This is a genomic window from Gemella sp. 27098_8_149, assembly GCF_041433745.1.
Taxonomy (GTDB): Bacteria; Bacillota; Bacilli; order Staphylococcales; family Gemellaceae; genus Gemella.
Map to the genome: position 1 here is coordinate 180,910 of NZ_JAPWCB010000001.1, position 20,114 is coordinate 201,023.

Annotated in this window: 22 protein-coding genes; 4 read left to right on the top strand and 18 right to left on the bottom strand. The window is 28.3% G+C overall.

What is annotated here, in order from left to right; genetic code table 11:
* Positions 1-826: 826 nt before the first annotated feature.
* Positions 827-1,174 carry a hypothetical protein gene (locus O3801_RS00855; protein WP_371453590.1) on the top strand — a complete coding sequence of 116 codons (348 nt, stop codon included), beginning with the start codon at positions 827-829 and terminating at the stop codon, positions 1,172-1,174.
* A gap of 161 nt (positions 1,175-1,335) precedes the next feature.
* Here O3801_RS00855 and O3801_RS00860 read toward each other — a convergent pair whose 3' ends face one another.
* Positions 1,336-1,980, bottom strand: a complete 645-nt coding sequence (locus O3801_RS00860) for a hypothetical protein (protein WP_371453592.1) — start codon at positions 1,978-1,980, stop codon at positions 1,336-1,338.
* Between the two features lie 214 nt (positions 1,981-2,194).
* Between O3801_RS00860 and O3801_RS00865 the strand changes: the two genes are divergently transcribed.
* From O3801_RS00865 to O3801_RS00875, 3 genes are all read left to right on the top strand, one after another.
* Positions 2,195-2,452 carry a SemiSWEET family transporter gene (locus tag O3801_RS00865; protein ID WP_060914275.1) on the top strand — a complete coding sequence of 86 codons (258 nt, stop codon included), beginning with the start codon at positions 2,195-2,197 and terminating at the stop codon, positions 2,450-2,452.
* 158 nt (positions 2,453-2,610) lie between these two features.
* Positions 2,611-3,660: a PTS sugar transporter subunit IIC gene (locus tag O3801_RS00870; protein ID WP_371453594.1), complete on the top strand. Its 1,050-nt coding sequence runs from the start codon at positions 2,611-2,613 to the stop codon at positions 3,658-3,660.
* A 177-nt stretch (positions 3,661-3,837) separates the two neighbouring features.
* Positions 3,838-4,659 carry a lipoate--protein ligase family protein gene (locus O3801_RS00875; RefSeq protein WP_371453596.1) on the top strand — a complete coding sequence of 274 codons (822 nt, stop codon included), beginning with the start codon at positions 3,838-3,840 and terminating at the stop codon, positions 4,657-4,659.
* 96 nt (positions 4,660-4,755) lie between these two features.
* On the opposite strand, the gene O3801_RS00880 is transcribed toward O3801_RS00875, so the two are convergent.
* The 17 genes from O3801_RS00880 to O3801_RS00960 form a co-directional block, all read right to left on the bottom strand.
* Positions 4,756-5,484, bottom strand: a complete 729-nt coding sequence (locus tag O3801_RS00880) for a DUF554 domain-containing protein (protein ID WP_371453598.1) — start codon at positions 5,482-5,484, stop codon at positions 4,756-4,758.
* 1 nt (position 5,485) lies between these two features.
* Positions 5,486-6,139 carry a glutamate racemase gene (locus tag O3801_RS00885; protein ID WP_371453600.1) on the bottom strand — a complete coding sequence of 218 codons (654 nt, stop codon included), beginning with the start codon at positions 6,137-6,139 and terminating at the stop codon, positions 5,486-5,488.
* A 44-nt stretch (positions 6,140-6,183) separates the two neighbouring features.
* Positions 6,184-6,447 carry a type II toxin-antitoxin system RelE family toxin gene (locus O3801_RS00890; protein ID WP_371453602.1) on the bottom strand — a complete coding sequence of 88 codons (264 nt, stop codon included), beginning with the start codon at positions 6,445-6,447 and terminating at the stop codon, positions 6,184-6,186.
* Positions 6,447-6,671, bottom strand: a complete 225-nt coding sequence (relB, locus tag O3801_RS00895) for a type II toxin-antitoxin system RelB family antitoxin (RefSeq protein WP_003144945.1) — start codon at positions 6,669-6,671, stop codon at positions 6,447-6,449. The genes O3801_RS00890 and relB overlap by 1 nt, the downstream gene beginning before the upstream one ends.
* A gap of 208 nt (positions 6,672-6,879) precedes the next feature.
* Positions 6,880-9,462, bottom strand: coding sequence for an ATP-dependent chaperone ClpB (clpB, locus tag O3801_RS00900; RefSeq protein WP_371453604.1), 2,583 nt, complete (start codon positions 9,460-9,462; stop codon positions 6,880-6,882).
* Positions 9,463-9,944: 482 nt separating this feature from the next.
* Positions 9,945-10,136, bottom strand: a complete 192-nt coding sequence (locus O3801_RS00905) for a hypothetical protein (RefSeq protein WP_304095242.1) — start codon at positions 10,134-10,136, stop codon at positions 9,945-9,947.
* Positions 10,137-10,697: 561 nt separating this feature from the next.
* A complete protein-coding gene (locus O3801_RS00910; protein ID WP_371453607.1) occupies positions 10,698-11,693 on the bottom strand; it encodes a type II TA system antitoxin MqsA family protein in 996 nt (331 codons plus the stop codon).
* 52 nt (positions 11,694-11,745) lie between these two features.
* Positions 11,746-12,156, bottom strand: coding sequence for a hypothetical protein (locus tag O3801_RS00915; RefSeq protein WP_371453610.1), 411 nt, complete (start codon positions 12,154-12,156; stop codon positions 11,746-11,748).
* Positions 12,157-12,329: 173 nt separating this feature from the next.
* A complete protein-coding gene (locus tag O3801_RS00920; protein WP_371453612.1) occupies positions 12,330-13,091 on the bottom strand; it encodes a nitroreductase family protein in 762 nt (253 codons plus the stop codon).
* A 93-nt stretch (positions 13,092-13,184) separates the two neighbouring features.
* Positions 13,185-13,652 (bottom strand): GNAT family N-acetyltransferase, encoded by a 468-nt coding sequence (locus O3801_RS00925; RefSeq protein WP_371453614.1) that lies wholly within the window; start codon positions 13,650-13,652, stop codon positions 13,185-13,187.
* A 79-nt stretch (positions 13,653-13,731) separates the two neighbouring features.
* Positions 13,732-13,914: a hypothetical protein gene (locus O3801_RS00930; RefSeq protein ID WP_371453616.1), complete on the bottom strand. Its 183-nt coding sequence runs from the start codon at positions 13,912-13,914 to the stop codon at positions 13,732-13,734.
* 107 nt (positions 13,915-14,021) lie between these two features.
* Entirely contained in the window at positions 14,022-14,636 is a 615-nt protein-coding gene (locus tag O3801_RS00935; protein ID WP_371453618.1) for an alpha/beta hydrolase, read from the bottom strand.
* A 531-nt stretch (positions 14,637-15,167) separates the two neighbouring features.
* Positions 15,168-16,115, bottom strand: a complete 948-nt coding sequence (locus O3801_RS00940) for an ADP-ribosyltransferase (RefSeq protein ID WP_371453620.1) — start codon at positions 16,113-16,115, stop codon at positions 15,168-15,170.
* A gap of 213 nt (positions 16,116-16,328) precedes the next feature.
* The gene (locus tag O3801_RS00945) at positions 16,329-17,387 is read right to left on the bottom strand and encodes a PD-(D/E)XK nuclease family protein (RefSeq protein WP_371453623.1); all 1,059 of its coding nucleotides are present in this window, start codon (positions 17,385-17,387) and stop codon (positions 16,329-16,331) included.
* A gap of 130 nt (positions 17,388-17,517) precedes the next feature.
* Positions 17,518-17,901, bottom strand: coding sequence for a DUF2513 domain-containing protein (locus O3801_RS00950; RefSeq protein WP_371453625.1), 384 nt, complete (start codon positions 17,899-17,901; stop codon positions 17,518-17,520).
* A 467-nt stretch (positions 17,902-18,368) separates the two neighbouring features.
* Positions 18,369-18,935: a DUF5067 domain-containing protein gene (locus tag O3801_RS00955; RefSeq protein ID WP_371453628.1), complete on the bottom strand. Its 567-nt coding sequence runs from the start codon at positions 18,933-18,935 to the stop codon at positions 18,369-18,371.
* A gap of 87 nt (positions 18,936-19,022) precedes the next feature.
* Positions 19,023-20,111, bottom strand: coding sequence for a hypothetical protein (locus O3801_RS00960; RefSeq protein WP_371453629.1), 1,089 nt, complete (start codon positions 20,109-20,111; stop codon positions 19,023-19,025).
* Positions 20,112-20,114 lie beyond the last annotated feature (3 nt).

Sequence of the window (20,114 nt, forward strand, 5' to 3'; positions counted from 1 at the left end):
AAAATTTTCTGAAAACATTTCCCTAATAATTTACTTTATCACTTTTTTTAAGCTTATATACTCTTTTATAGTTCTAATCAACTTTCATTTTAATCTTTTTAAAAAGTTTTATAAAAGTAGATAACTTAAAATTTTTTAAACAATATTCAATAAAAAAAGAATAGCACTCGCTCTCCAATGGGAATGCGATTACTACCCTTATTTGATACTATTATATCATATTTTTTTAAAAAAACAATAAGTTTAAAGATATCATTACTAAAAAATAAAAAAAGACATTGATCAATCCTCCAAAAAATGGGGGGAGGATATTCAATATCTCTTCGTTATCTATATTATTATAATCCTGGATTTAAAAAAAGTCAATGTTACTTCTGGTTATGATATGGTGTCTGCATGGACTTATATTAATATAATTATTACAAGAGATTATAATCTTATCATCGTACTATTGCATTATTTCTAAAGCTTTAAGTTATTCTTTATCTCATAGACTAGAGATTAATTTTTCAAAAATCATCTCTAATTCAGAGTTATTGTAAGTGCTTGTTACTTAATTTTATTGTTTTCTAATTTATATAAAAATAAACCTATTAAAACAGAAATAAAGCTTATTAAAAAAACAAGCATAAGTAAATTCATATTTTCTTCAGTAATTTCAAAATTTTCATACCTGATGTTTAAATTATTACTCGTAATAAATTGTCCCAGCGCCTGAAGTATCGTTAAATAAATTAAGTAAAATTGAATAAAATTTTCACAAATAGAAATGATATTATCACCTACACTAAACCTCTTTAAAAACAGGCTATTCAATATATACACTATGATTCCATCTAAAATTGAAATAATAAAAAAAATAATGAAAATTTTGTTAACATCCTTAAATAGGCAATTATATAATGTTAGTAAAAAAATAAAAACAATTGCCCCTGTACATGATTCAATTATTGATAGTAAAAATCCAAAAACGATATTTAAGTTTATTCCATTCTTTGGAATATATTTTCTATTTCTTTTTAGATCGTTTTTAAGAACAGATTTATATAAAAATAAAGAAACTATTGAACCTGAAATTAATAAAATTAGAATTTTATACCCCTCCTTTTCCTCCTACTATAACATTATACCATTATTTATAAAAAATTTATATTTTAATTCGAAAAATAAATAATAAAAACAAGCCATCACGAACTTTATTTTTACGATTTCTAAACTAAAAAGTGATAAATACTATGTACTATTTTTCTATGCAATTTTAAAAGAATAATAAAAAGTAACCTAAAATTAATTAACAATAAATCTTTATTTTAAGTTACTTCTTTTATTTATTTTTTATCCTCTAAAATAATTCTTAATTGCTTCAGAGCCATATTGTAAGATTTGTTTTTGTGTCAGAGATGCAGTCACATTAACATTTCCACCAGACACTTCCACATTATCAATCATAACTGGAACATCAAGCGATTTGATTTTAATTGTATTTCCACTTACTCCAACTCCAGTCCCTGTTAGTGCTTCTTTTAAATATTTTTCCAAAGCAAAATCAGGAATTGGAACTTTACCGATTTTAGCATCTTCTAGTATTAAGTCCACAGAATTATTAGCACCTACTACTTTAACATTAGTATTGATTATAGTATCCCAAAGTCCTAGTTTAACTGGTAACTTCGCTTCAATATGATTTCCAACTAATTTATAACTTCCGTTTAATAATTCTGAATCCTTTTCAACTGCGTTTTTAAAGATTGATAAAAATGTATCATTATCAATTTTTAGTGACGTAGACACTTTTGAATTAGCATAACTAATATTAGAAAGGAAGTCTCCATTCAAATCTTTTAATTTAGTCGTTGCTTGAACATTTGCTAGTTTTTCTGAATTTTTAATGTTATTATCTGGTGTTAAGGCATATGTTATACCACCACCAAAAAGAGCTAATACTATTAATAGCGATAGTAGTTTTCTTAAAGCTTTCATCTTGTAAAACTCCTTAGTTATTTTAAATTACATTATACTATAATATACCGAACTATACAAATCAAACTAAACCAACCATTTTCTTTATAAATATATATCACTTCATGATTATATTTAATTTTAATCCTTTCCAATTATAATATTTAATAAGTCACTTGAAAAATCCTTTAATATATGTTAGTATATTTCAATACTTGAAAGGAGAAGGATAATTATGAATACAAAATTTTTCAAAATACTTAGTTGGGTAGCAACATTCACAGCTATGCTAATGTATATATCATATATACCACAAATTTCAGGAAATATACACGGTCATAAAGGAGACTTTATTCAACCTTTCGTTGCAGGAATAAACTGTACTCTTTGGGTACTTTATGGTCTACTAGGAGAAAAACGTGATTGGCCAATAGTTATAGCCAACTCACCAGGCATAATTTTTGGATTTACAGCTGCATTTACGGCTCTATAATATTAATAATAAACTGGCTTTATTTTAAGTCAGTTTTTTTAATTTTTTCCTAATTTATTATTTCAAAACTAGTAAATTTTAATGTACAAAATATATATTTTACGTTATAATGATTAGTAACCTTTTTAGGGTATGAATACATAAAGGAGATGAAGTTTATGAAAGAAAAAATTACTATTAAAAATTTCACTATGAACATCCTTAATGGTATCGCATTAGGAACTGTTCTATGTTTAGTACCAGGTGCCTTACTTGGTGAATTGCTTAAATATATAGGAAAGCTATATCCATCACTTGCGTTTTTATCATTATCAATAACTATTTCCAATGCCATGATAGGATTGGCTTCAGGAATAATAATCGGATTATTCTTTAAATTCACACCCGTACAGAGTGTTTCAATTGGATTAGCTACATTATTTGCTGGTGGATCAATAATACCAACACCAGATAAGACAGGACTTATGCTAAAAGGTTCTGGAGATATCGTAACGATGATTTTTACAGCTGCACTTGCTACAGCTTTTATACTTCTAATAGGAGATAAAGCTAAAAACTATGCAGTAATTATACTACCACCACTTACATTGGTAATTATCGGAGGTATCGGTAGATTCACACTTCCATTTTTCTCAGGTGCAACAAAATTACTTGGAGATGGAATTAAACATTTACTTACATTGCAACCAATTATCCTTACTATTCTAATCGCGATTATTTTTGCATGCCTTGTAGTATCACCTATTACATCAGTTGGAGTTGCTCTAGCAATTAATATAGAAGGTATTGCCTCAGGTGCTGCAAACCTTGGAATTTGTGCATGTGGATTTACACTTGCAATTGCAGGTTGGGCTGTTAACTCTAAAGGAGTTTGCTTCGCACACTTTATCGGTTCACCGAAGATTTCTATGGCAAATATTTTCGCCAAACCGAAAATTATGTTACCAGTTCTTTGTAGCGCAGCTGTCTCTGGAGTTTTCGCTGCCATATTAAATATCCAAGGAACACCAATGAGTGCCGGCTTTGGATTCAGTGGTCTAGTTGGACCATTAGCTCACCTTGCAACTACTGACGGAAGCACTTTAGAAATATTAAAAGCAGCTATCGTCTTCGTAGTAATTCCTGTAGTTTCTGGTTTCTTCTTTGTGAAATTATTCACAAAGATTGTACCTATTATTAAACCAGAGGATTACAAACTTAACTTATAATATAATATACACAGATGTGACTCGACAAATTTTTTTTTCTAAAATCGTGATGTTCGAGTCACTTTTTTTATAATATGTAATTCATTAAAGCCTTGCATAAATTAGTCGCATAACTTATAATTATAAAGTATTAATTTTTAAGATATAAAATATTATCGACATGTTAAAGGAGTAGCTATGCTAGATCTTATTCGAAATAGAAAATTCAATGTTTATAAAACTTTAAATATTGTGAATCCCTTAATCCCTATTGCTACTGATGAGATGTTCTTACGCACAGTATCTAATAGTGATGATTGTATATTACATTTATATACATTACCAAACTCTGCAATAATCGGTGCACCAGATACACGCGTACCATACTTTGAACAAGCGTTATTTGCATTTTATAGAAATAATATAATTCCAGCAGTAAGAAATATCGGTGGGCTTGGGATAATTTCAGATAAAGGAATTCTAAACTTATCAATCGTTATGAATAAACCAAAAGATAACTTTTCTATTAATGAAGGTTATGAACTTATGACATCATTTATAAAAGCAATTTTCCCAGAAGGTGCCGATAAAATCGAAGCGGTAGAAATAGCAAATTCATATTGTCCAGGGGATTATGACCTTAGTATTGATGGAAAAAAATTTGCTGGAATTGCTCAAAGAAAAATTAAAGAAGCGGTAGTAGTTTCAATCTACATAAGTATCTTCGGTGATCAACAAAAACGTGCAAACATCATGAAGGATTTCTATGAGATTGGAATTGATGATCAAGAAGTAAGATATAAGTATCCAAAAATTGATCCAGAATGTATGGAAACACTAGAAAATCTACTAAATAAAAAATTCACACTTGAAGATGTTTTTGAAAGAGTGGAAAAAGTACTTTATGGTTTAGACTGTGACCTAGAAAAAGGTGAATACACAGAAGCAATGGTAGAAGAATACAACTCAATCTTCGAACAAGCAAAAGAAAGAAACGAAAGTTACTTAGAAGGAAAATAAAAACTCAGAGATTGAGGAACCCTCAATTTAAAATAATATATACACAAAAAGCTAGTCAGAAATATTTCTAACTAGCTTTATTTTTTTCATAATATTCTATAATAAATGTAAAATTACATTGACCCAAAGCCAACTAAATGGCATAACTAATATCATAGCAGGCACCATATCTACTACTGGAAACATCTTAAGTTTCAATATTCTAAATCCTGCAGCAACCATTAAGAAACCACCACAAGCTTTAAAGTCATTAATCATTTCAGGTGTCGTTAATGGAACTATCAATCCTGCTGATAAAAATAAAAACGTAAAAATAACAAACTGTGGTACTGCTATCAGTGAAACAATATACCCAAGATTACAAGCAAAAATAGCAGCCGTAAAGAAATCTAGAATAGACTTCGTAATCAGTAGACTTGGATCTCCTGTGATTCCTTCACTAAGACTTCCATATATCCCCATTCCACTAGAACAAAACAGCACTATCACCGTTATTAATGTAGCTAAAAACTCCGTTTCCGACATAGAAGTATTAGGTTTAGGAACGACTTTCACCATAAGTTTTTGCATTTTTTGACAGGCTCTATAGACTAAGTCTCCAAGATTAAAAAACAAACCTACTAATGTCCCTATAATAATCCCGAATATTACCGCAGGCATATATTTCATAAGACCAATAGACGCTATTCCCATTCCCATCGAACAAAGACCAAATATCATATTCAGCTGTTCTTTATACTTTTCAGGTAATTTATCTCCTAACAACGCCCCTGCTATACCGCCTAAGAATATAGCAATCGTATTAATTATTATTCCTATTGGCATTCTATATATCCTTTCTCTTTAAACTCTCTATCATAAAGACACCTACATCTATAATAGGAAGGTTAGTAATTTTCTCAAGTTCTTTTTTGATATAAGGAAAATGAGTACATCCAAGAACAACTGCTTCTACATTCGTTAATTCAAAATAATTAAACAATTTTTTGAAGTTGAAATCTTCCACTATCTGTTCAGGTTTATTGCCCTCTTCAATCGCCTTAACAAGCTCCAACATCGATAATCCTAATACACGTAGACGCGGATTCGAGACATAAAGATTGTTCTCAACACCAGTAAGACCATGAGAGTTCGCAGCCATTACAGCCAGATACTTATACTCAAGCCCTAGATTTCTATACATTTGCATAGGAGTAATAATAGAAATATTCATTTTTTCTGCCAATCTATCAAAATCGACAACAGAACTAAGTGAGTTACAGTATACAAAAATTGCATCACAACCTTTCTCTTTTAGTTCACCAATAATTTTTACAATAATATTTTCACGTTCTTCGTCTTCTAAAGCTTGAAACGTAGTTTGTTCTACTGGATTATTAGAAATCGGTACTAATACTACATCATCATAACCATATGAATTTAGTAGCTCCGCACCTAATTTCGAATCAATCGGTGTTCCAGCCATAACCGCTATTTTCATTAAAATTCCTCCTACAACTTATCCATTTTTTTACAAAATCACACTTAATTATAAACTTCTCTTCGATGTTTAAAATTAATAGCGATTATAATAAGTCTATCATCTTCTATTCTTGTTATTAACCGATAATCCCCTATTCTGTATCTCCAGTAACCTTTTTTATTGCCTACTAGAGCTTTTCCATTATTGCGTGGATCATCAGTATTACTCAAATTTTTTTCAATCCAATTAAATAAAATCTTCAAAGTTTGTTTATCTAATTTCTTTAAATCTTTTTTTATCGCTTCATCAAAAACAATTTTATACATTATAGATCAAACTCTTTCTTTAAATCATCAAACTCTATTAGAGTTACCTCGCCTTTCTCCTCACGACTTTCGAAATCTTTTATAAGTTGAAGATCATACTCATCCTCAATCTTCTCAAGTGCAAGTTGCTTAATAGTAGTAGATAGTTTACCTCCGTATAAGCCTGAAATAGAATTAAAAATTTGTTCTTCCTCTTTATTTAGTCTTAATGTTAAAGTAGTCATTCTTCTCACCCTCTTAATGTGTTACTTTTGTATTACAATTATACACCTAAAAACAATAGTAATCAATAATAATCACTTAAAACTTAATACAAAAGAGACCCCAGGATTTCTCCTGAGGTCTATAGTTATTTGTGAACGATTCAACAATCCTGATTACAGATAAATCGAATTTATTGAGTCATCCACTTTATGGGGCTAAATCAATATATTATTTAATATCAATTTTCAATTCATCATCAACATAGTCTAAGTGGATTTCCATTCCATCTTCGATACCATGACGGATTAATTCAACTGAAAGTTTGTTTTCGATTTGACTTTGGATGAAGCGTTTAAGTGGACGAGCACCGAATTTCATATCGAATCCAGCAGTCGCTACCCAACTAGAAATATTATCAGTATAAGTTAAAGTAATATTTCTATTAGCGATACGCGCAACAAGTTCGTTAAGAAGTTTATTAGCGATACCTTTAATATTATCTTGTGTTAATGGTTTGAAGATAATTATATCATCCATACGGTTAAGAATTTCTGGTTTGAAGTATCCATAAAGTTGGTTAGTAACATTTTTACGAGTTTCTTCAGAAATCACACCGTCTTTTACTTCTTCTAATAGTTCTAATGAACCGATGTTAGAAGTCATGATAATAATTGTATTTTTGAAATCTACTACTACACCTTTAGAGTCAGTAAGTGTACCTTCATCAAGAAGTTGAAGTAAGATATTGAACACATCTGGGTGAGCTTTTTCAATTTCGTCCATTAAGATAATACTGTAAGGATTACGTCTTACACTTTCAGTAAGTTGTCCACCTTCTTCATAACCGATGTATCCTGGAGGGGCACCGATTAAACGGCTAACTGAGTGTTTTTCCATGTATTCACTCATATCGATACGCACGATGTTACGTTCATCATCGAATAAGTTAAGAGCTAATGCTTTAGCAAGCTCAGTTTTACCTACCCCAGTAGGACCTAAGAATAGGAAGCTACCGATCGGTCTGTTAGGGTCAGCAATACCCGCACGAGAACGTAAGATTGCATTAGTTACACTCTCTACAGCTTCATCTTGACCTATTACTTTTTCGTGAATAGTGTCAGCTAGGTGTAATAATTTTTCTTTCTCAGTTTCTACTAGACGAGTTACAGGAATACCAGTCATTTGACTTACGATAAATCCAATCTCATCTTCAGTAACTTCTTGTTTTAGAAGTTTATATTCTTCATGTTTAGATTTTTCTTCTAATTCTTCTAACTCTTGAGTTAATTTCGGTAAAGTAGAATATTGTAACTCAGAAGCTTTTTCTAAATCATAGCTATTTTGAGCTTGTTCTAACTCAACTTTAACTCTATCGATTTTTTCACGAAGATTTTTAACAGCTGATAATTTTTCTTTTTCACTATCAACTTGTAATTGAAGTTTATTTTGTTCTTCTTTTAGATTAGCTAACTCTTCTTTTAAGTTTTCTAAACGTCTTTTAGACACATCATCATTTTCACCACTTAAGGCTTTTTCTTCTATTTCAAGTTGCATAACTTTACGATTAATTGTATCTAATTCAGCTGGGTTAGAAGAGTTTTCAGTTTTAATAGTTGCACAAGCTTGGTCGATTAGATCGATAGCTTTGTCCGGTAAAAATCTATCAGTAATATATCTGTTAGATAATTCAGCAGCTTCTACAATCGCACGGTCAGAAATTTTCACACCGTGGTAAACTTCGAATCTTTCTTTAAGACCACGTAGAATTGAAATTGTATCTTCTACAGTAGGCTCTTTAACAAGAACTTTTTGGAAACGACGTTCTAATGCAGAATCTTTTTCGATATATTGACGATATTCATTAAGAGTTGTAGCACCGATACAGTGTAGTTCACCACGAGCAAGCATTGGTTTTAAGATATTACCAGCATCCATTGCTCCATCAGTTTTACCAGCACCAACAAGCATGTGAATTTCATCGATGAATAGAATGATTTTTCCTTCTTGTTCTTTAACTTCTTTTAATACAGCTTTTAGTCGTTCTTCGAACTCACCACGATATTTAGCTCCTGCGACTAAACTAGTAAGATCAAGTTCGAATACAGTTTTGTCTTTAAGACTTTCAGGTACGTCACCACGCACAATACGTTGAGCCAGTGCTTCAACAATCGCAGTTTTACCTACCCCAGGTTCCCCTATCAACACTGGATTATTTTTTGTTTTTCTTGATAAAATTCTAATTACATTTCTTATTTCTTCATCACGTCCTATTACAGGATCAATTTTACCACTACGTGCAGCTTCTACAAGATCACGACCATATTTCTCAAGAACTTCGTAGTTGTTTTCTGGATTTTCGTTCATAACTTTTTTACCTCCTCTGATATTATCGATAACCGCTACCAAATCTTTTAACGTAGTCACCTTATCGATATATTTTTTTACTATACTATTTTTCAAATAACTCGCAAGAACAATATGTTCACACGAAATAAATTTATCTTCATATTTCTCTTTATATTTATTAGCTTCTATTAATAAAGCATTCAAATCATTACTTAAGTAACTAGCGTAATTGATATTATCACCTTCTACACTATTTACCTTCGCAATCTCATTATCTAACTCATGAGTTAAATTCACCTTATCAACATTTACTCTTCCTAAAATATCACTATATAAATTACTACCAGTAAGAGCTGCTTTTAAGAACATCTCACTCGTAATACTTTGACTTTTTTTCTCAGTTGCAAATTCGGAAGATTTCGCTAAGATTTCTTTCACACTATTAGTAAAACTATTAATATCCATTGTAAATCTCCTTTGATTAAATTATTAGATCAAGAGGTATAATAATTCTTTGACTAGTATCTCTAATAATAAAAACACGAGATACAATCTTCAAAAGATACACTTAAATACTCAATAAACTAAAAGGCTTTATGGAGTATTTTAAGTTTTATCTTTTTGACCTTCTTTGACCTTAAATAAATTATAGCATGTTTGACCTTTTTTGACAATAGTTTTTTTGAAAAAAATAAATAAAGCTCACAAACCTTATATTGACAAGCTTTAAACAATATATTATACTTAATATTATCTTAGAGATATAAAAATATATGCTCTACTGGTAACTTTCTCAGAGAGATTAATTTCTGCTCTGCAAGACACTTATGAGATTTCATAGGTGTCTTTTTTTAGTAATAAAAAAAGCGTGAAATAAATCACGCATAGATTATATATTTTATTGTAAAGTAAACAATCAATAATTTTACGATTTACTAAAACATTAACTACAATTTTGCATTAGGATTCTCATTATTAAAAATTTCTATTAAATTCTCCATATCCTCTTTTGTTGCATAGCGTCTAACAAATGTTCTAGCAGCAGTTCTTCTATTATTCATTAAAGCACGTTCTTTATTTTTCTCATAATAAGCTTTACTTGCTTTCTTTTGTGCTTCAGACGTTTTTGATTCAGTCATTTTAGTTTCCTCCATTATTATATACTTTTACTATTTATTAAAGAAAAAATAATAAATAGATACTCCTATAATACAAGTTCCCAAGATACTTTGTAAAAATTCTTTTTTTGTACTTCTGCGAATTTCTATTTCTAATTTTCTTTTACCTAATTTATATTCTTTTTTCATAAATAATTAGCTCAACGGTAAAATAAGAGTGGTTCTCTCTTTATTATATATTTAAAATTATGATTGCATTCAGCAAACATAAACAATTGATTAATACATACCATTATTTTACCACTTTGCGTTCTCCTTTCTTATCCTTCCCTCATAATATAATACATGTATCAAGTTTTGTCAATCAGATTTATAAAAAAAGAGTGGCTCAATAGTCGTGATTCTAAAAAATCAATTTTATCGAGCCATCCCCAACGATAATTTATATTTATCTAAACATAATTTTCAAACTGAATTATTTTTATACCGTACCATCAGCAAACGGTACTATTTACAAACTGAATTACTTCTACCCCGCTCCATCAGTAAGCGGCACTATTTTCAAATTAGTAGGCTAATATTTTACATACAGTCAAACATTTTTTTTGCATATGATTCTATATCATTAGGATTTATCATATTGTATTTTTCTTTAACGTCTTTAAAATATTTTCCAATATATTCTTTTTTTATTATCTCAGTAGATGATTCCAATTCTGGAATTTCCCCTCTAGTTTCTAACCAAGGATATTCAGAATGTGTAAATTTTTCTAATACTTTTCCGCTATAGCAACAAAAATGTTTAACTACATTTTCTATAATTATTAATTCTGATGATGTAAATATAGTGTCTGAAACTTCTATTTTTGATTCAATAGGATCAAATTTAAAATGTTTATATTTAAAATAGACCTCGGGATATACCGGACCATGTGCCCACGCCTGGCAATCTTCTTCAAATAAGAATTTATCATTAAATGCATAATAAAATCCTTGTACATAATACAATGATTTTTGTAACGCTAAAGGCGTAATATCTCCACAACGATTTAAGATATAATTAATAACCATATTTATTTTTGATTCTTCATTTAAATTCCCTTCAAGAATTTTATCAACAGCTTTTTTACTTTTTTTATACGCTATTTCTGAAGATAATTTTTCTTTATTATTTTCTAAAATTTCACTATAAAATACTGGACTTTCGTAAATTTTATTTAGTATATCAGAATACTGTTTACTAGGAATATCCCCATTACAGTAACGTGAATAAGTTTGTTCACCCCATCCTAATAACAATGACAATGGACGCTTAGATATATTATACTTTTCACATATTCCTAATACTTTCTCTAAAGAGATGATACCGTTCTTTTCTCTATATACATCATATAAAGCCTTAAGATTATAATCATTTATACTATTCACAAAGATATCAGATTTACATTCTTTACATTTAGCAACTTTACCAGTGTAAGTATAAGTCTCACCCTTTATAGTTCCTATCATTTGTTCTTCAATAACATTATACTCAACATCATTTCTACAATTCTCACAAAAAACTTTTTCAAAAACCATATCCAAACTACCTCACATATTCCATATATTATACATCTTTTATATATTTAAATTACTTAAATGCATAATCTATCTTTTTATTGCATTTATGAAAGGAAATCACTATCGTTCGACTAGTATCTCCATAATCAATAATATTAAACTTTGTATAAATATCTACAACTTCTTCTACATCATCTATATTAAATAAACTTACTCTAGGGACAAAAACATACAACACTTCATGTTCATATCCAGCATTCGTATTTTGTAGAGAGTGACAAAAATCATCAACTTTAATATTTAATAATATTCTTTTTTGCTTGTCACTTCTAATATTATAATCGTTAACAAACGCGATATTTTCTTGCCTATTTTGATTAAACGAAATCGTGTATTTATTATATTTTATACATTCTTTTATTATACATAGAATATTTTCTATATCTTCTTTTGTATAATTTTGATTATAATTAGGATTCATATAATCACCTCTTTATACTATCATCATAACTAAAATTATGACTTTTGTCAATTAAAATTGTATCAATTAGTGCACTTTTTCCAGAGGAAATCATCCTTATTAGTTTCTCGTTATAAAAAACCGCTTATCCAGTATAAAACTACATAAGCGATTTTCTAATTTAATCTTATCCTTTATTCCTTCTCACTAACAAAACCATTTTTTTCTAATAGCTCTTTAGTTACTTTTTCTATTCCTGAAGGTTGTGCATAGAAGTCAGCGAATTTTTTAGTCCATGTTTTTGTCTCACGTGCTTCAGCGAACTCCACCATAGTTTGATGGTATTCTTTTAATACTTCTACATTTGATTTAGGGAATTCATTGTATCCTACATTAGCCGCGTCTGGTAATCTAGGTTTAACTTTTTCCGTTGATAACTCTTCATCTTTAACACCGATACTTAGTCCACATAGGAACAGAGCATTTTCCGGAATATTTAGTAATTCAGAAATCTTATCACCAAAACCTCTTACTCCACCACAATAAACAATTCCGTATCCTAAAGACTCAGCAGCTAATGCAGCATTCTGCATCGCAATACCAACATCTAAAGTACCGATAAGTAATGGCTCATATTGATTAGTAATATCAAACTCTCCACCTTCAATATCAAATGCTAATTTGATGTTAGTATAATCTAAACAATATAGTAAGAACGCAGCAGCATTTTCAATATGAGCTGCATTACCAGGTGCTTTATCACGGATTAAATTAGCAATTTGTTGTTTAGTTCCACCTGTTGTCACAATAATACTATAATGTTGACCATTCATCCAGCTAGATCCTTGTTTAGAACTAGCGATGATTTGCTCAAGATGTTCCTTAGGTAGTTCTTTCGCTTTTACAAAACTACGAGTCGTACGATGATCTAGCATCGTTTTAATTACTTCATTCATATGTTACCTCCGAAAATTTCTAGTAATAGTAACTTAATTATAACGTGAAAAAGAATAGAATGAAAGAAAATAGGCTGATTATACTCTATATTTTTAATCTTTATAAAAATACACTATATCCATTCCGTCTTTTATATTCTCAATCTCACCTGTTCTCTTATACCCCAACTTCTCATATAAATAAATATTACCTTGTTCTTGTAAAATTGTATCTAATTGCCAATGATGTGAACCATATATTTTTTCTACTTCTCTCATAGCAAGTTGAGCAAGTCCTTGATTTCTATATGCAGGCATAATCCAAATAGGAGCTATACGTTTCCTACTTCCATCTTTTCTATCCATTACTCTAACCGCTCCAACTCTTTCATTATTTCTAACAATAAAATAGTAACTAGTCCAAGGTTGTTTATATTTATTCAAAACATTCTCATAACTTTCTGTCGCTGGGCTCATATCATAATCCTGATATTTTTCTAACAAACTCTCAAATGCCTTTACTTGCATTTCCCATATTTCTTTTATATCGGATTCTTTTGCTTTTACTAATGCAATACTCATTTATTATTCCCTCAATTCTCTATTCACCAACTATAACACTATTCAAATCTTGAACAAAAGAATACATTATTTTAGATAACTACAATCCTCTTTTTTCCCATTCTTTTATAATTCTCTCTACCTCTTCATCTGTCCAACCATCAACAAATCTTGTTGCTCGTAATTCCTCATCTGAGAGATTTTCAATATCTGTAGGTTGATATTTATCTCCAAAAATTATCTCACTAAATTTTTTACCTTTATTTTTATCTTTTTCTGTCATAACCCTTACCTTCTTATTCATAAATTTTTAAACTAATATATTTATATGTTGAAATTTTACTACTATACTCGAAATTCACTTTAATCTAATCAAGTTTCAATGTAATATTAACACAAATTTTCAATACACCATACAAAAGCTTTAGCTACACGAATGTCTGAATTACTGAAATGACCACCTTTATTCCACTCTAATATTGTATTTATATTATCATTTTTTAATAGTTGTTCCTGTTTTCTAATATTATCTCCAACAGCAGACATTACTTTATTTTTCGTCTTCTCCTCAGTATCACCTAAACTTAGGTAAATAGTGTTGCTCAATGGCGTATTATTATTCATAAATTCATCCCAGCCATTAAACCAAACGGAAGGAGAAGCTGCAGCAATCCCTGAAAATGTTTTTGACTTATAAGCACTCCAAAGACTGAATAATCCTGCCAAAGAATAACCACCTAATATCACCTTCACATCATCAGAATAATCATATTTTTCTTTAACCGGTGGTATTAATCTACTTTCAATAAATTCTAAAGTATCTTTAGCACCCGAACCAAAAGATTTTTTTCCAAATGCTGGAGGTGCTTCCCAAGGAGAAAGTTCATTATTCCAATCCTCTATTTTAAAAGCAATAAGCGAGAAATGTTTGTCTGTATTATTTAAAATTTCTTCTACTTCATTATCCAATACTTCTATGTCATGTTCATCAACAGGTTGAATCAACAAGTATATAGCAGTATCAGTTATATACCCAATACACGATTTATTGTCTATTACAAAATTCTCTTTTCTATGCTTCATTAATTTCTCCTATAATAATTATTATTTTATGTTCTTATATATAATCAACAATAAAATAATTTATTTTCCTCTTAATCCATATTTTCCAATATTATCTCTTTAACAATTTTCAGATGTGCTTAAATTTTCTTAACATCCGTTTTTATATAATCAATCAACTCTTTACTAGATACGTGTTTTTTGATAAGTGCATAATCATAAACATCTTTTTTATCATACATCTTCCATTTCTTTCTTGATGCTGATTTTTCTAAAATTGGATTATCCTCTAGATTGAAATGATATAAACAAGTTTTAACTTTTATAATATCACATATTTTTTCTAAGTCACCTAATTTTTCCTTATCTTCAAGAGAAAAATTAACCTTATGTCTATACTGATTTCCTTGTATCTGAATATCAAATGATGACGTAGTACCTTTATTCTAAATCATTCTATAATAAATAATACAATTAATATTTTTTATTTTGATAATTACATGCTATAATAATTTTTTTTAATTTTCTGTCAATCTCCGCCTTGTTTCTAATAGTTAAAGTACCACCATGAAGAAATAACATTTCATGCTCGTCATCTTTATCACAAAGTAGTGGGCTGTACACTGCCACTTCACCTTCGTCTACATATATTTTTAATATATATGGATAGTCACAATATGCCCCAGCATCATTATTACCATATACTAATATATCTTTTAATAAAGTAGTACTCATAAATCCGTCTTCAACAAAGTCCCCATTTTTTTGTATGTTACTTATTATATTTTCAAACGTAGAAGAGTCCACTCCCCTGTATACTATGATATTATTATTCAATCTAGGTGCACATAATATCTCGTAAATAAGTTTATCTCCTAATCTAATATACATATCCTTATCTTCTATATCACATTCACTTCTTAATACACTATTTATATTTTGGTGTGTACTTCCACTATAAAGCTGTATCGCAGTTGCAAAATCGTTTAACATACTACGTTTATCAAACTTAAATGGTTTATTAATTAGAAACTGCTCTTGTATTGTTTTTAATTTATTTGCCCACTTACCATACAATTTTCCAGCCCAATCTTTAACTGTTTTTTCATCTGTAAATTCTGTATATTCTTTTCCATTATTTGAACTTATACTAATCCTATTTTTTAGAAAATTATTAATATGCTCTACTTGTTCATTTAAAGGCATCATACTATCTAAATTAAAACCATGATTACTATTCTTAGTGCTATTTTTACATTTATTAGGGCACACATGTTTGCTTTCACTTAATTTTTCATTTTTATCTTTTAATTTAAGATTCTCATTTTTTAAATTACGATTCTCATTTTTTAATTTTTTAAATTCTTGTTTACTTACTATAGTAAAACTAAAAATATTTATTATTTTATTTATTAATTTCATAAAAACTCCTTTTCTATAAATTGTTTAACAATAATTAATAATACATTCAAGTTCATAAGCTATAAAGTGCTCTATTCTATAACTTATCCTGCATAATATTTTTCTAAATTTAAATATATACTTAACCAATAAGACAAAATTAAACCTATATTATAAATTATTTTTACAAATTTGATTATACAATCTATCACAATAAAATAATTTATCTTCCTCTTAAACCATATTTTCCAATATAATCTCTTTAACAATTTTCAGATGTGCTTCAATTTTCTTAACATCCGTTTTTATATAATCAATCAGCTCATTACTAGATACATGTTTTTTTATAAGTGCATAATCATAAAAATCTCGTTTGTCATATGTCTTCCATTTCTTTCTTGAAGATGATTTTTGTAAAATTGGATTATCCTCTAGATTGAAATGATACAAACAAGTCTTCTCTTTTATACTATCGCATATTCTTTCTAAATCACCTAATTTAGCTTTATCTTCAAGAGAAAAATTAACCTTATGCCTATACTGATTCCATTGTATCTGAATATCAAAAGATGACGTAGTACCTTCGATAGGAAGATCAATACCAAAATGATGTCCTCCCCTTATTCTACCAGAGTATGTTTTATACCCTAAATCAGAAATCATATTCTGTAAATTCGCATAGTGAATCTTCTCAATAACCGATCTTAATCTCATACCATCAAGAACTTCATTATTAGACTCTTCTAAAAAGTATGATTCGCCATAACTTATCTTTTCAATAAACTTCTCTACATTCTTCATATATTCAATATAATCTAATAAGAATAATCTAAAAGTCTCATCTACTTTATTAAGCAAATCATTATAATACTCAATTAGCTCACCATAACTTCTTCTAAACCAACTTTCATGAAGCTCAAATCCAGGTTCAACTAAACTAAGTAGTATCCCTTTAGCACTAGAATCTTTTTCAGAATAACGAATTAATTGACCTTCATCAGGTAAAGACTTAACCTTATTCTCTATAAAAACAACATGAGTCAGTCCATCCTTATCAATAACTTCGATAGTTAAATCAATCGAATTCTTTTCTCTGTATACCTTCAAGTCCGTATATTTTTTATTAATATCAATAACATCACTAAAAAACTTATGATTAATAAATTGAGACTTCTCCAGTACAACAGCAAATAAATTACTGTGATATAATTCTAAATTACTAAGTGAAAGTTGATAATTCAGTGTATTTTCTATTTTATTCCTAAAAGTTAATAACTCATTATAATTTCCCATTTAATAATTCCTTTACAATGATAATTAATATAATCTATTTTGTTTTATTATAACATAAATAACAAGGGAATGTTTTTACAGAAAATTTCTCCAGTTACTCCTTCCTAAATTACCTTTCAATTAGATAGTTTTAGAAATAATCATAATGTTGTATAATATCTTCTCCATATGAATACAGTTTATTTAACACTATATTTTTAAATGCTTCTAATGTTATAGATTTTCCTATTCTAACAAATTCGTTTTTTATTTTTCTAAAAAATTTCTCATCACGAATTTTATTTAGAAATTTTTGCCCCTCAAGCGTTAAACCTCCCACATTAAAAATATAAATCTTTCCCTCAGAGTACTTAATAGTTGTGTGAGTAATAAGGTTCTCATCCTCTAGTCTTTTTGAATTATATGCTATTTCTTCAAGGTTATAGTTTTCTATTTCCATATCAAAAATTTCACATCCTGAAGATTCTTCTATTTTCAATAATATAAGTCTGCATAAATCAATATTTACTTTCATACTTATCTCCTTTTTATAATATATTTAAATTTTAATTCAATATAATGCTATCAATATGACAAATATATATTCTAAAATTTATTCAGCAAATAAAACTTATATTATTAATTATAACATTTCAAAAGAACAAAACTCAATGATATGGCAGAAAAAAAATCAAACTTCATTTTAAACATATATTATACAGAAAAAATGAGAGTTAATAATAATTTAATATAATTATTAGCATAATAGTATTAGATATTAAAAATAATTTAAAAGGTGTCAATTGCAAACAAAATATTCAGAATTTTTATCGTTACGGTAAAAATTTTATAAAAATCTAATCTTTTGAATATCTAAAGAAATCGAAAAAATAGTTAAAAAGCGACTTGAAGAAATAGAGTAGTACACAACATCAAGAATTTAAATATAAATAAATTTAATCCCTTTGAAGATTTGCGACTTCAAAGGGATTTTTATTAATTCTATTTCACAGCAAATTCTTGACTACCTAATTCAACTCCACCTACACCTTTGTGCGCTGTAAGTTTTACTGGCGTAGTTAAGTCTGTTAGTTTATATGCTACAGCTCCTGAAACTGTTCCATCTTTTTTTATAGTAGCTGATTGATCATTTGCCAGCTTCTTATCAGGATGCATAGTTACATTTAATCTATTAACTTTATTTTTGTCGTTATCTTGTATCGGACCATCTGGAAAAGCTGCAAACCATGCACTCATCGGACTGATAATGTCTTTACCACTTTTGTTTGTAGTGTCGTACCAAAAAGCTATAACAGGAGAATCTCCATATTCATTACCTTCAGCTCCTACTGGTATAACTTTATATTTAGTGATTTTCAAATCAATATCTTCCATCGATACTTTTCCATCTTTGAATGTATACTGACCATCTCTACTAGAAGAATTCACTTTATCTTTATCAGTTTCATTTTTTATTGGATTTTCTTTTTTTTCTTCTTTCATTGTTGAACATCCAGTTATTAATAAACTAGACGCTAATAACGCTGTTAATAATTTTTTTGATTTCATAATATTACACTCCTTTTTTTATAATACTATTTAAGTCTATGATCTTTTATAACGTAATTCATAAAAGAAAATTTAGTTTCCCAATTACTATCTCACATTATTTTTAACTAAAATAATACTTATTATTTCTATTATATAACTTTCAAATTCATTTAAATCACTATCAACTAAAGTATCTAGTTCGTTAGAAAAAATATCAATAACAGATTTTAGCGAAATCTTAGGTTTATTCTCTAATATTTTTTTTATTTTAATCTGATCTAATTCAACATTATAATGGAATATATTATTTCTCAATTCATTATGAATTCTGTTCGCCTTTATTATGTCAATAACAGCATTATAATTTGAAATATTATCATAAATATCAATAAATTGTAAAAGAACTTTCCTTACATTCAAATATATAATATACTTAATTCTATAATACAAAGAAGCATTGACATTTAAAAACAACGGGAGAACATCACGTAAAAAATTCAATTGACAAAAAACTATAAACAACATTATGATTTGCGAACAATTTATTTTATTATTCTTAGCCAATACTTCACTTTTATAATCAATACTATTTAATTCAAATTTTTTTATTTTATAGTTATGATAATAATATTTAAAAATATGATCTGAATAATCAAAAATCCGTGATTTTTCCATGATAAAATTTGTTATATTTTTTGATATTAACATTAAATCTTTTCCAAAATGATATTCTAAATTTTTCTTACTAGAATACCGTATAGAAAAATAAAGTTGCACTTGGTATGTATTTAAATAAGGGTTTCCATTGATAAAATAAACCCCTAAATCAAATGTATTAACTATATCACCATTAACAAATTCGAAATAATTTGATCTAAGTTTATTAATAATTTTTGCTACTTTATTTATTTTTTGATCACTAAATAATTTTAATGACGTCCTCATATTTTTTATAATATTTTTTAAATCTTCATCGTCTATACCATTAATTTCTTGATACCCCATACAGACTAATGAAACATAAGGAAATATTGCCATACTTAATTCATTTTTTACTTCATTTGGATATTCGTTAAAATTTAAAAGTAATTTTTTTGCTTCAATTAACTCTCTTTGCAATATTAAATTAGATAATCGTTTAGATTGTGATAAATTTTCTTCATTATTTTCTAATGTTCTATCATCATATTTCATATT

Excerpts from the sequence above, each read along its gene's own strand:
- O3801_RS00855 (WP_371453590.1), top strand. The coding sequence starts at position 827 with ATGATTCCATCTAAAATTGAAATAATAAAAAAAATAATGAAAATTTTG.
- O3801_RS00860 (WP_371453592.1), bottom strand. The coding sequence starts at position 1,980 with ATGAAAGCTTTAAGAAAACTACTATCGCTATTAATAGTATTAGCTCTT.
- O3801_RS00865 (WP_060914275.1), top strand. The coding sequence starts at position 2,195 with ATGAATACAAAATTTTTCAAAATACTTAGTTGGGTAGCAACATTCACA.
- O3801_RS00870 (WP_371453594.1), top strand. The coding sequence starts at position 2,611 with ATGAAAGAAAAAATTACTATTAAAAATTTCACTATGAACATCCTTAAT.
- O3801_RS00875 (WP_371453596.1), top strand. The coding sequence starts at position 3,838 with ATGCTAGATCTTATTCGAAATAGAAAATTCAATGTTTATAAAACTTTA.
- O3801_RS00880 (WP_371453598.1), bottom strand. The coding sequence starts at position 5,484 with ATGCCAATAGGAATAATAATTAATACGATTGCTATATTCTTAGGCGGT.
- O3801_RS00885 (WP_371453600.1), bottom strand. The coding sequence starts at position 6,139 with ATGAAAATAGCGGTTATGGCTGGAACACCGATTGATTCGAAATTAGGT.
- O3801_RS00890 (WP_371453602.1), bottom strand. The coding sequence starts at position 6,447 with ATGTATAAAATTGTTTTTGATGAAGCGATAAAAAAAGATTTAAAGAAA.
- relB (WP_003144945.1), bottom strand. The coding sequence starts at position 6,671 with ATGACTACTTTAACATTAAGACTAAATAAAGAGGAAGAACAAATTTTT.
- clpB (WP_371453604.1), bottom strand. The coding sequence starts at position 9,462 with ATGGATATTAATAGTTTTACTAATAGTGTGAAAGAAATCTTAGCGAAA.
- O3801_RS00905 (WP_304095242.1), bottom strand. The coding sequence starts at position 10,136 with ATGACTGAATCAAAAACGTCTGAAGCACAAAAGAAAGCAAGTAAAGCT.
- O3801_RS00910 (WP_371453607.1), bottom strand. The coding sequence starts at position 11,693 with ATGGTTTTTGAAAAAGTTTTTTGTGAGAATTGTAGAAATGATGTTGAG.
- O3801_RS00915 (WP_371453610.1), bottom strand. The coding sequence starts at position 12,156 with ATGAATCCTAATTATAATCAAAATTATACAAAAGAAGATATAGAAAAT.
- O3801_RS00920 (WP_371453612.1), bottom strand. The coding sequence starts at position 13,091 with ATGAATGAAGTAATTAAAACGATGCTAGATCATCGTACGACTCGTAGT.
- O3801_RS00925 (WP_371453614.1), bottom strand. The coding sequence starts at position 13,652 with ATGAGTATTGCATTAGTAAAAGCAAAAGAATCCGATATAAAAGAAATA.
- O3801_RS00930 (WP_371453616.1), bottom strand. The coding sequence starts at position 13,914 with ATGACAGAAAAAGATAAAAATAAAGGTAAAAAATTTAGTGAGATAATT.
- O3801_RS00940 (WP_371453620.1), bottom strand. The coding sequence starts at position 16,115 with ATGAAATTAATAAATAAAATAATAAATATTTTTAGTTTTACTATAGTA.
- O3801_RS00945 (WP_371453623.1), bottom strand. The coding sequence starts at position 17,387 with ATGGGAAATTATAATGAGTTATTAACTTTTAGGAATAAAATAGAAAAT.
- O3801_RS00950 (WP_371453625.1), bottom strand. The coding sequence starts at position 17,901 with ATGAAAGTAAATATTGATTTATGCAGACTTATATTATTGAAAATAGAA.
- O3801_RS00955 (WP_371453628.1), bottom strand. The coding sequence starts at position 18,935 with ATGAAATCAAAAAAATTATTAACAGCGTTATTAGCGTCTAGTTTATTA.
- O3801_RS00960 (WP_371453629.1), bottom strand. The coding sequence starts at position 20,111 with ATGAAATATGATGATAGAACATTAGAAAATAATGAAGAAAATTTATCA.